We start from the raw sequence: 10,634 nt of genomic DNA, 5'->3' as shown, positions 1-10,634 counted from the left end.
TGACTTGCCGGCGTTGCTCGACCTTCATTTCGCCGTGCACTGCGTTTGGGAGGGAGGAGCCGGCCCTCGATGCCCGATCGCGTGTTGATCAAGGCCGCCGAGCCGCAGGCCAGCGTCAGCCCCGCTCCGCGCTCCCAGGTGCGGATCGTCATCGCCTCGGGCGAGGTCACGCGGGCGATGGTTATATTGGCGCGCTCGGGGAAGATCGGATGGTTCTCCAGCATCGGGCCGAAGCGCGCTAGGTCATAAGCGGAAGGGTCTTCCTCCACCCAGAAGATAGCGTGCGGATTGCCCATGGAGGCAACAGACGGCGAGGAGAGCACCGGCGCGTCGATCGGCCCTGCCTGCAATTCGATCGCGCGCGTGTCGCGGAATTCCTCGGCCAGCGGGATCTCCTGCCAGCCGAAGCGCGGCCGGCCCATATCTACCGAAATGAGCCCGTCTTCATGCTCCTCCGCATTCAGGATCCCGGCGGGCGTCTGGAAGGTGAAGACCCGCCGCCCCGTCTCCGCGGCGAGCGCCTGGACCACGCAGCGCATGCCGTTGCCGCAGGCTTGCGCCCGGCTGCCGTCGGAATTCAGGATCTCGATATAGTTCTGCGTGCCGTCGAAACGCGGGTCGTGGACGGCCATGATCTGGTCGAAACGGGTGGCCGGGTCGGCGGCAAGCGCGCGCGCAGCCTCCGGGCTCACGCGATCGGTGCGCCCGCGCATGTCGGCAACGATGATGGCGTTGCCAAGGCCGTTCATCTTCGCGAAAGCTGCCTGCTCCGCCATAGCTCCGGATCCCGTCGGGTTCTGGCGCCTATATGGCGGAAGACGCGGCAAATTACCAGACGCGTGCGTCAGGCGACGGCTATGATGCCGAGGACCGCCAACAGGAACAGGACAAGGACGATGCCGATCAGGATCTTCGCACCGGTCATGGCGGCGCCGGCGAGGCTGTTGAGGCCGAGAAGGCCGGCCACGGCGGCGATGATGAGAAGGATGAGAATCCATTTGAGCATTGAAAACCCCTTCGCAACAGATAATGGTGCCGCGATAACGCCGAGTTCGAGCCGCCGGTTCCCTGCACGCAGGCACACGCAGAGCGTGCCGGCCGGGGATTTCCTCGCGGAAACCGGTTCTTAACCATGGTCGTGTGTGATAATTTCCAAACTTCGCCACGATTGGGACCGATCAGGGGCGCGTTCACGGGCACGGCCGTTCGGTGCAAAATGGAGAGAGGGATGCCTTATTCGAAAACTGGAACCTTTGCCGTTGCGCTTTTGGCTCTGGCCCTTGCCGGATGCCAATCCGGCCGTTTCAGCAATCAGCCGGCGTCATCCACGCCCGCGCCTCTGACGCCGGCGCCCACGGGGCAGGTCACCGGGAGCCAGCTTCCGCCGCCCTCCGCGCCGGACCAGAACAGCTTCCCCGCCGCCCCCGGGCAGGACGGCACGACCGACGTGGCAGCACTCGATCCGAACCTCTCGGCTTCCGCCCCCGAGATCACGGCCGGCAGCGTCGCCGGTGTGTGGAGCGTCAGCGTTGCAGGACAGAATTGCCGTGTCGCCACGCCGCAGACGAAATTCGGCCAAGGCTACCGGGCGGGACCGTTGCGCTGTCCGGCACCCCTCGATGGCGTGAAGTCCTGGAACGTCTCGGGCAACCAGCTTGCCTTCTATGACGAGAACGGGGACTTGCTCGCCACGCTTCACTCCACCGGCCAGGAACGCTTCAGCGGCCAGACGACAAGCGGAACGGCAGTCTCGCTTTCCCGCTGATTCGATGGCGGGCCTTCGCGCCCGCCTTCATTTGCCAGTCTGCTTCAGGAAGTGCGATAACGCCCCATGTCCCTGCGCGACGGCCTCGTGACGCACCCCACTGTCGCGCAGCGCTACGACCACTTCGTCGAGACCGGAACCATCAGTCGCGACCCGGCGCAGGAGCGCGTGGTCGCGGCCCTCGATGACCTGCTCGATCGCATCATCGACCGCCGCCTTGCCCGCAAGTCGAGCGCGCTCGGATGGCTTTTCGCCAAGCGCCGGCCCGAGACCATCACCGGACTCTATATTCATGGCGGGGTTGGGCGCGGCAAGACGATGCTCATGGACACCTTCCATGAGCTGGTGCCGGTCCGCAGGAAACGACGCGCTCATTTCAACGACTTCATGGCCGACGTGCATGACCGCATCGCCCGCCACCGCGAAGCCCTGAAGAACGGCGAGGTGCGCGAAAGCGATCCCATCCAGCCGGTGGCCAAGGAACTCGCGAAAGAGGCATGGGTTCTGTGCTTCGACGAGTTCACGGTAACCGACATCGCCGATGCGATGATCCTTTCGCGCCTTTTCTCGGCCCTTTTCGCCGAGGGTGTGGTCCTGGTCGCCACCTCCAACGTCGCGCCCGACGACCTCTACCGGGACGGCCTCAACCGCGGCCTATTCGAGCCCTTCATCGACCTGTTGAAGCGCCATGCCAGGGTGATGCCGCTCGACGGCGGCGCCGACTACCGGCTGGAAAAGCTCAACCGCATGCCGGTCTACATGACGCCGCTCGGCGAGGAGACGGAGCGGCAGATGGATGAGGCATGGCGCACGGCTACCGAGGGGCGGAGGACCAGGGTCGAGACGATCACGGTCAAGGGCCGCGAAATCCCCGTGCCCCGCGCCGCCGGCCGCGCCGCCCGCTTCACCTTTGCCGAGCTGTGCCAGAAGCCGCTCGGCGCCCGGGACTATCTCGCCATCGCCAGGGATTTCGAGACGATCTTCATCGACCGGGTTCCCGTCATGGATCTGTCGCGGCGCAATGAGGCCAAGCGCTTCATCCTGCTTGTCGACACGCTTTACGACAACCGCAACCGGCTCGTCGTCTCCGCCGAGGCCGCGCCCGATCGCCTCTACGCCGCTCCTTCCGGCACGGAGGCCTTCGAGTTCGAACGCACCGCCTCTCGCCTGATCGAGATGCAAAGCCGGGAATGGTCGCGGGGCGGCGACGCACACCTAGAAAGCAGGGCGGGACTGCGTTGAAACCGGCGTGCGAAAAACTTTTTCACGTTTTTATTTGATCTTTACGTAAATGCCTAATGACCTAACCGTTTGAAAACACAAGTTCGAAAATAACCGGTTGAATTTTCCGCTGGGTCTGCTTATGCCAAATGAGGTCGTGAGACGGTCCAGTACCCGTCTCGACCCTGAAAAACTGCCGGGTCTTCAACGCAACACCGGCGCGCCGGAAAAGGGGTTCATACCACATGGCTCGCGACAAGATCGCTCTCATCGGTTCGGGCATGATCGGCGGCACGCTCGCCCATCTGGCCGGACTGAAGGAACTCGGGGACGTCGTCCTGTTCGATATTGCCGAAGGCACGCCGCAGGGCAAGGCACTGGACATCGCCGAATCTTCTCCGGTCGAGGGCTTTGACGCAAAGCTGCTGGGCGCCAACGACTACGCCGCGATCGAGGGCGCGAATGTGTGCATCGTCACCGCCGGCGTGCCGCGCAAGCCCGGCATGAGCCGCGACGACCTTCTCGGCATCAACCTTAAAGTGATGGAGCAGGTCGGCGCCGGCATCAGGAAATACGCGCCGAACGCCTTCGTCATCTGCATCACCAATCCGCTCGATGCGATGGTCTGGGCGCTGCAGAAGTTTTCCGGCCTGCCGAAGAGCCATGTCGTCGGCATGGCCGGGGTGCTCGACTCCGCCCGCTTCCGCTACTTCCTTTCCGAGGAGTTCAAGGTATCCGTCGAAGACGTGACTGCTTTCGTGCTCGGCGGCCACGGCGACTCCATGGTGCCGCTCACGCGCTACTCCACCGTCGCCGGAGTTCCGATCCCCGATCTCGTCAAGATGGGCTGGACGTCCAAGGAGAAGGTCGATCAGATCGTGAAACGCACCCGCGACGGCGGCGCCGAGATCGTCGGCCTGCTCAAGAACGGCTCGGCCTACTACGCCCCCGCTTCCGCGGCCATCGCCATGGCCGAGAGCTATCTGAAGGACAAGAAGCGCGTGCTGCCCTGCGCGGCCCATCTTTCCGGCCAGTACGGCGTGAAGGATCGTTATGTCGGCGTGCCGGTCGTGATCGGCGCCGGCGGCGTCGAACGCGTCATCGAGATCGACCTGAACAAGACCGAGCAGAAAATGTTCGACAATTCCGTCGCGTCCGTCGTCGGCCTGTGTGATGCCTGCGCCGAGATCGCGCCCAACCTGAAGAAGTAGGAGGCCGCGGCCCCATGAATATTCACGAGTATCAGGCCAAGGAACTGCTCAAGGGCTATGGCGCGCCGGTGGCCGAGGGCGTCGCGATTTTCAACCCGGAAGAGGCCGAAGCCGCGGCGAAGAAGCTTCCCGGGCCGCTTTATGTCGTGAAAAGCCAGATCCATGCCGGCGGGCGCGGCAAGGGCAAGTTCAAGGAACTCGGCCCCGACACCAAGGGCGGCGTGCGGCTCGCCAAGACGACCAAGGAGGTGGTCGCGAACGCCGAAGAGATGCTCGGCAACACCTTGGTCACCAAGCAGACCGGGCCTGCGGGCAAGCAGGTGAACCGCCTCTATATCGAGGACGGCGCCGACATCGACCGCGAGCTTTACCTCTCCATCCTCATCGACCGTACGGTCGGCCGGCCGGCCTTCGTGGTGTCCACCGAGGGCGGTATGGACATCGAGGCAGTGGCCGAGGAGACCCCGGATAAGATCCTGACGCTGGCGATCGCCCCGGAGAAAGGCGTGACGGCCGACGACGTGACCAGTCTCAACGCCGCGCTGAAGCTCGAAGGCGATGCGGCGAGCGACGGCGAAGTGCTCTTCCCCACTCTCTACAAAGCCTTCACCGAGAAGGACATGAGCCTTCTCGAAGTGAACCCGCTCATCGTCATGAAGAACGGCCGTCTGCGCGTTCTGGACGCCAAGGTCTCCTTCGACAACAACGCCCTCTTCCGCCACGAGGACGTGGTCGCGCTGCGCGACACCTCGGAGGAGGACGAAAAGGAGATCGAGGCGTCCAAATACGATCTTGCCTACATCGCGCTCGACGGCAATATCGGCTGCATGGTGAACGGCGCCGGCCTCGCCATGGCGACCATGGACATCATCAAGCTCTACGGCGCCGAGCCGGCGAACTTCCTGGACGTCGGCGGCGGCGCCTCGACGGAAAAGGTCACGGCGGCCTTCAAGATCATCACCGCCGACCCGAACGTGAAGGGCATCCTAGTCAACATCTTCGGCGGCATCATGCGCTGCGACGTCATCGCCGAAGGCGTGATTGCCGCGGTCAAGGAAGTGGGGCTGAAGGTGCCGCTGGTGGTGCGCCTCGAGGGCACCAATGTCGAGATCGGCAAGAAAATCCTGTCGGAAAGCGGGCTCAACGTCATTCCCGCCGATGACCTGGACGACGCCGCACGCAAGATCGTCGAGGCCGTGAAGGAGGGCTGACCCGTGCCTCCGCGCAAGATCAACCTGCTGGATGCCGCAGACCGCCGGATCGCGAAGGTCTTCGACCCGTATATCGCCGGTGACGTCAACGATTCGCAGGTCAAGATCGCCAAGTTCGGCGAGGTCTTCGACTGGCACGCCCATGAGAACGAGGACGAGGCCTTCCTGGTCCTGCGCGGACGCATCGCCATCGATTTCCGGGACGGTTCCATCGAGCTCGGGCAGAACGATTTCATCGTCGTGCCGAGAACTGTCGAGCATCGGCCGCGCGCGCTGAGCGAGGAGCCGGTGGTGCTGATGTTCGAGCCGGCCACCACCCTGAACACAGGCGATGCCGAGAGCGATCTGACCGTCACTGAATTGAACCGATTGTAGGAAGAAGAATGTCCATTCTCGTCAACAAAGACACCAAGGTTCTCGTCCAGGGATTGACCGGCAAGACCGGCACCTTCCACACCGAGCAGGCGCTCGCCTATTACGGCACCAAGATGGTCGGCGGCGTGCATCCCAAGAAGGGCGGCGAGACCTGGCAGGGCAATGTCGACGGCGGCACGGCCGAACTTCCCATTTTTTCCTCCGTCGCCGAGGGCAAGGAGAGGACCGGCGCCAATGCCTCGGTGGTCTACGTGCCGCCGGCAGGTGCGGGCGCTGCGATTATGGAGGCGATCGAGGCGGAGATCCCGCTCATCGTCTGCATCACCGAAGGCATTCCGGTGATGGACATGGTCAAGGTAAAGGCGCGGCTCGAAAAATCGAACTCGCGCCTCGTCGGGCCGAACTGTCCGGGCGTGCTGACGCCGGAGGAATGCAAGATCGGCATCATGCCGGGCAACATCTTCAAGAAGGGCTCGGTCGGCGTTGTATCGCGTTCCGGCACGCTTACCTACGAGGCAGTGTTCCAGACCACCAATGAGGGCCTCGGCCAGACGACGGCCGTGGGCATCGGCGGCGACCCGGTGAAGGGCACCGAATTCATAGACGTGCTCGAGATGTTCCTGGCCGACGAAGCAACCGAATCCATCATCATGATCGGCGAGATCGGCGGCACGGCGGAGGAAGACGCCGCCCAGTTCATTCTCGACGAGGCGAAGAGAGGCCGCAAGAAGCCGATGGCGGGCTTCATCGCCGGGCGGACCGCACCCAAGGGCCGGACCATGGGCCACGCCGGCGCGGTGATCTCCGGCGGCAAGGGCGGCGCCGAGGACAAGATCGCGGCCATGGAACGCGCCGGCATCAAGGTCTCTCCCTCGCCGGCACGCATGGGCGCAACCCTGGTCGAGGCGATCAGGGGCTGAGATTGGAACGCCGGCGGCGTCTTCGGGTTGGCGCCGGTAAGGTAAGCGTAACGCGTAGCGCGGAAGCTGTCCGCGACGGCCAGGGTTGAGGCCGACGAAATAAAAGGAGACGGGGCGAAGGCTCCGGAAATGGCGATGGCACGGCAGGATCAAGCCAACGACGAATTCTCCCTCACATCGTTCCTCTATGGCGGCAACGCCGCCTATATCGAGGAGCTATACGCTGATTACGAGGCGGATCCGTCCTCCGTCAGCGAGGACTGGCGCAATTACTTCCGCCAGCTCAAGGACAATGCGGCGGACGTGAAGAAGAACGCCGCCGGAGCTTCCTGGAAGAAGAAGGGCTGGCCGATCGCCGTCAATGGCGAGCTCGTCTCGGCGCTGGATGGCGACTGGGGCGCGCTCGACATCCATTTCGACAAGAAGATCAAGGAAAAGGCACAGAAGACCGGCGTCGAGCTGTCTGAGGCCGAGGTCCGGCGTGCCACGCGCGATTCCGTCCGCGCCATCATGATGATTCGCGCCTACCGCATGCGCGGTCACCTGCACGCCGATCTCGACCCGCTCGGCATTGCCAAACCGCTCGAGGACTACAACGAGCTTTCGCCGGAAGCCTACGGCTTCACCGAAGCCGACTACGACCGCCCCATTTTCATCGACCACGTGCTGGGGCTGGAGACCGCCACGATCCGCGAGATGCTGGCGATCCTGAAGCGCACCTATTGCTCGACGCTGGGCGTGGAATTCATGCACATCTCCAATCCGGAGGAGAAGGCCTGGATCCAGGAGCGCATCGAGGGGCCGGACAAGGGCGTGACCTTCACCGCCAATGGCAAGAAGGCCATCCTGCAGAAGCTGATCGAGGCGGAAGGCTTCGAGAAATTCATCGACGTCAAGTACAAGGGAACCAAGCGCTTCGGCCTCGACGGCAGCGAGTCGCTGATCCCCGCGCTCGAGCAGATCATCAAGCGCGGCGGCCAGCTGGGGCTCAAGGAGATCGTTCTCGGCATGGCCCATCGCGGCCGGCTGAACGTGCTCTCCCAGGTCATGGCCAAGCCGCACCGCGCCATCTTCCACGAGTTCAAGGGCGGCTCCTTCACCCCCGACGACGTGGAAGGCTCGGGCGACGTGAAGTACCACCTCGGCGCCTCCTCCGACCGCGAGTTCGACGGCAACAGCGTGCACCTGTCGCTGACGGCCAACCCCTCGCATCTGGAGATCGTCAACCCGGTCGTCATGGGCAAGGCACGCGCCAAGCAGGACCAGATCTACGGACGCATCCGCGAGGAGATCGTACCGCTGCCGGAACGCGCCAAGGTCATGCCGCTTCTTCTGCACGGCGACGCCGCCTTCGCCGGCCAGGGCGTGGTGGCGGAGTGCTTCGGCCTGTCCGGCCTGCGCGGCCATCGTGTTGCCGGCACCGTGCACTTCATCATCAACAATCAGATCGGCTTCACGACCAATCCGCGTTTTTCCCGCTCCTCGCCCTACCCCTCCGACGTGGCGAAGATGATCGAGGCGCCGATCTTCCATGTGAACGGCGACGATCCGGAGGCAGTGGTCTATGCGGCCAAGGTGGCGACCGAGTTCCGCATGCAGTTCCACAAGCCCGTCGTCATCGACATGTTCTGCTATCGCCGCTTCGGCCACAACGAGGGCGACGAGCCGGCGTTCACGCAGCCGACCATGTATCGCAGCATCCGCCAGCACCCGACCATCAACGAAATCTATTCCAAGAGATTGATGGGCGAGGGGCTCGTCACCGAGGACGAGATCGACCGGATGCGGGACGGCTGGCGCGCCCATCTGGAGGCCGAGTTCGAAGCCGGCCAGTCCTACAGGCCCAACAAGGCCGACTGGCTGGACGGCGTCTGGTCGGGGCTGCGCAAGGCCGACAACGAGGACGAGCAGCGCCGCGGCAAGACGGCGGTGCCGGTCAAGACCCTGAAGGAGATCGGCAAGAAGCTTTCCGAGGTGCCGGAGGATTTCGAGGTCCACCGCACCATTCGCCGCTTCCTCGACAACCGCAAGAAGATGATCGATTCGGGCGAAGGCATCGACTGGGCCACGGCCGAGGCGCTGGCCTTCGGCTCGATCCTGCTCGAAGGCGATCCGGTGCGCCTGTCCGGCCAGGATTCGGAGCGCGGCACCTTCTCCCAGCGCCACTCCGTGCTCTACGACCAGCGCAACGAGAACCGGTTCATACCGCTCAACAATCTGGGGCCGCAGCAATCCTATTACGAGGTCATCAACTCGATGCTCTCGGAGGAGGCGGTGCTCGGCTTCGAATACGGCTATTCGCTTGCCGAGCCGCGCGCATTGACCTTGTGGGAGGCGCAGTTCGGCGATTTCGCCAACGGCGCCCAGGTAATCTTCGACCAGTTCATCTCCTCGGGCGAGCGCAAGTGGCTGAGGATGTCCGGTCTCGTCTGCCTTCTCCCGCACGGCTATGAGGGCCAGGGACCGGAGCACTCCTCCGCCCGCCTCGAGCGCTTCCTGCAGATGTGCGCCGAGGACAACATGCAGGTCGCCAACTGCACGACGCCGGCCAACTATTTCCACGTCCTGCGCCGGCAGTTGAAGCGTGACTTCCGCAAGCCGCTGATCCTGATGACGCCGAAGTCGCTACTGCGCCACAAGCGCGCGGTCTCCAGTCTTTCGGAAATGTCCGGCGAAAGCTCCTTCCACCGCCTCCTTTGGGACGATGCGGAGCATCTGAAGGACCAGAAGATCAAGCTGGTCAAGGATTCGAAGATCCGCCGCGTCGTCATATGCTCCGGCAAGGTCTATTACGACCTCTACGAGGAGCGCGAGAAGCGCGGCGTAGACGACGTCTACCTGCTGCGCATCGAGCAGCTCTATCCTTTCCCCGCCAAGGCGCTGATCACGGAACTGTCGCGTTTCCGCAACGCCGAGATGGTCTGGTGCCAGGAAGAGCCCAAGAACATGGGCGCCTGGTCTTTCATCGACCCCTATCTGGAATGGGTGCTGCAGCACATCGACGCCAAGCACAAGCGGGTGCGCTACACCGGCCGCCCTGCCGCCGCCTCGCCGGCGACGGGGCTGATGTCGAAACATCTCGAACAGCTCGCCGCCTTCCTGGAAGACGCGCTGGGCAGCTAGAGCATTTTGCAGCCAGATGGAATCATCTGGCGTCGCACAAATGCGGCAAAACAAACAGACGGACCGGATCAGCGTCTCAATGAAACGATGAGCCGGTCTAAGCGAACCGACCGAACAGAACCGACGGAAAGAGATTCCATGGCCACCGAAATCCGCGTTCCAACACTGGGCGAATCCGTTACCGAGGCGACCATCGGCCGCTGGTTCAAGAAGGTCGGCGAGACGATCGCCAGCGACGAGCCCGTCGTCGAACTTGAGACCGACAAGGTGACGGTGGAAGTCCCCGCCCCCGCGGCCGGCACGCTGCAGGAGATCGCCGCCAAGGAAGGCGAGACGGTGGAGGTCGGCGCGCTGCTCGGTGCCATCGGCGAGGGCGACGGCAAGGCCGCCGGCGGAGAGAAGAAGGCTGAGGCGGAAGCGCCGAAGAAGGGCGAAAAGGATGAGAAGGCCGCCGCGCCCGCAAAGGCGGGCGGCGATCTGGTCGACGTGAACGTGCCCTCGGCCGGTGAATCCGTCACCGAGGCCCAGGTCGGCGAGGTCTACAAGAAGGTGGGCGACGCCGTGAAGGCCGACGAGGCCATCCTTGAGTTGGAGACGGACAAGGCGGCCCAGGAAATCATGGCGCCCGTCGCCGGCGTGATCCGCGAGCTGGCGGTGAAATCGGGCGAGGAGGTGAAGGTCGGCGCCCTTCTTGCAAGGATCGAGGAAGGTGCGGCCGCCGACGGTGGCGAGAAGACCGGCGCGGTCGCCCAGACGACCGGCGCCGCGGGCGCGCGCACCGGGCGGGAAGCGGAGGACAAGACCGCCG

10 protein-coding genes are annotated in these 10,634 nt (G+C 64.0%); 8 read left to right on the top strand and 2 right to left on the bottom strand.

The genetic code is table 11. The features are described from left to right. On the bottom strand, positions 1–776 hold a 776-nt coding region (gene dapF / locus ACFP9U_RS20410; protein ID WP_378624267.1), incomplete at its 3' end, for a diaminopimelate epimerase. A gap of 68 nt (positions 777–844) precedes the next feature. Then, a complete protein-coding gene (locus ACFP9U_RS20405; protein WP_322453086.1) occupies positions 845–1,006 on the bottom strand; it encodes a DUF1328 family protein in 162 nt (53 codons plus the stop codon). A 222-nt stretch (positions 1,007–1,228) separates the two neighbouring features. Between ACFP9U_RS20405 and ACFP9U_RS20400 the strand changes: the two genes are divergently transcribed. The 8 genes from ACFP9U_RS20400 to ACFP9U_RS20365 form a co-directional block, all read left to right on the top strand. Next, positions 1,229–1,765 (top strand): AprI/Inh family metalloprotease inhibitor, encoded by a 537-nt coding sequence (locus ACFP9U_RS20400; RefSeq protein WP_322453087.1) that lies wholly within the window; start codon positions 1,229–1,231, stop codon positions 1,763–1,765. Positions 1,766–1,831: 66 nt separating this feature from the next. Beyond that, the gene (gene zapE / locus ACFP9U_RS20395; protein WP_378624264.1) at positions 1,832–3,007 is read left to right on the top strand and encodes a cell division protein ZapE; all 1,176 of its coding nucleotides are present in this window, start codon (positions 1,832–1,834) and stop codon (positions 3,005–3,007) included. Positions 3,008–3,231: 224 nt separating this feature from the next. Next, positions 3,232–4,197, top strand: coding sequence for a malate dehydrogenase (gene mdh / locus ACFP9U_RS20390; RefSeq protein ID WP_322453089.1), 966 nt, complete (start codon positions 3,232–3,234; stop codon positions 4,195–4,197). Between the two features lie 14 nt (positions 4,198–4,211). After that, positions 4,212–5,408: an ADP-forming succinate--CoA ligase subunit beta gene (sucC, locus tag ACFP9U_RS20385; RefSeq protein WP_378624262.1), complete on the top strand. Its 1,197-nt coding sequence runs from the start codon at positions 4,212–4,214 to the stop codon at positions 5,406–5,408. Positions 5,409–5,411: 3 nt separating this feature from the next. Continuing rightward, a complete protein-coding gene (locus ACFP9U_RS20380; protein WP_378624261.1) occupies positions 5,412–5,783 on the top strand; it encodes a cupin domain-containing protein in 372 nt (123 codons plus the stop codon). Positions 5,784–5,791: 8 nt separating this feature from the next. Continuing rightward, complete coding sequence (gene sucD / locus ACFP9U_RS20375) at positions 5,792–6,703, top strand: succinate--CoA ligase subunit alpha (protein ID WP_378624259.1); 912 nt, start codon at positions 5,792–5,794, stop codon at positions 6,701–6,703. A 135-nt stretch (positions 6,704–6,838) separates the two neighbouring features. Further along, positions 6,839–9,826, top strand: a complete 2,988-nt coding sequence (locus ACFP9U_RS20370; RefSeq protein ID WP_378624258.1) for a 2-oxoglutarate dehydrogenase E1 component — start codon at positions 6,839–6,841, stop codon at positions 9,824–9,826. A gap of 138 nt (positions 9,827–9,964) precedes the next feature. Next, on the top strand, positions 9,965–10,634 hold a 670-nt coding region (locus tag ACFP9U_RS20365), incomplete at its 3' end, for a biotin/lipoyl-containing protein (protein ID WP_378624256.1).

The organism is Nitratireductor sp. GCM10026969, from assembly GCF_042660605.1.
Lineage (GTDB): Bacteria > Pseudomonadota > Alphaproteobacteria > Rhizobiales > Rhizobiaceae > Chelativorans.
The sequence above is the reverse complement of the archived record's forward strand: the minus strand, read 5'-3'. Positions and strand labels throughout refer to the sequence as shown.